Origin of the sequence: Clostridium sp. MCC328 (assembly GCF_018785465.1) — a bacterium.
GTDB classification, from domain to species: domain Bacteria; phylum Bacillota; class Clostridia; order Lachnospirales; family Lachnospiraceae; genus Pilosibacter; species Pilosibacter fragilis.
This window is the reverse complement of record NZ_WQPW01000068.1, coordinates 1-608: the sequence shown is the minus strand read 5'-3', so window position 1 is coordinate 608 and position 608 is coordinate 1. Positions and strand designations below refer to the sequence as shown.

1 protein-coding gene is annotated in these 608 nt (G+C 44.7%); it reads right to left on the bottom strand.

The annotated features are described in order from the left end of the window. A partial coding sequence (locus tag GPK83_RS11175) for a transposase (protein WP_345941802.1) occupies window positions 1–473 on the bottom strand: 473 nt, incomplete at its 3' end. Between the last annotated feature and the right edge of the window lie 135 nt (window positions 474–608).

Here is a 608-nt window from a genome sequence, read left to right as displayed (position 1 = left end):
GGCACTTCCCCATCACTCAGGAATACCTTCAGATATTTTTCCTGATTCAGGCAGTAGTTAATCCCTTTTGCGGTTTCGCCATTGGGAAGGACTGTCTGATCTGACTTTATTTCATGGATCCACGCAAAGAATTCTTCCAACAGGGGCTTGATGGATCTCTGCCTCTCTTTTAACCGTTCTTCCGGACTCAGATCCTTCAGCCCACCTTCCAGATCATAGACAGCACCGATCCTTACCAGTGCTTTATACGCAATAGATGACTGGATTGCTTCCGGGTTGCTTTTTCCGATTGCCTTGATCGCGTTTGCGAAATGGCGTCTTGCATGTGCCATGCAGTTTGCGTTCTTTATCCCTTCCAGATCCCGCTCCAGCTTGTGGTACTGTTCCAGCCCATCCGTCATAAGAATGCCGGAAAAATCCTTATAGTACGCTTTGGGATGGTCACTATGGCGTGTTTTCTGGTATTCATATATTGTCCGGTGATGATGAAAATCTTAGCTACACCGGACAGCTCGCCTAACATAACTGTGAAGTGCTATACTAACGTTGTAACAGTAGTGGCTAATAAGATATAATAAATCCAATAGAGAAAAGAGGTAATTATCATG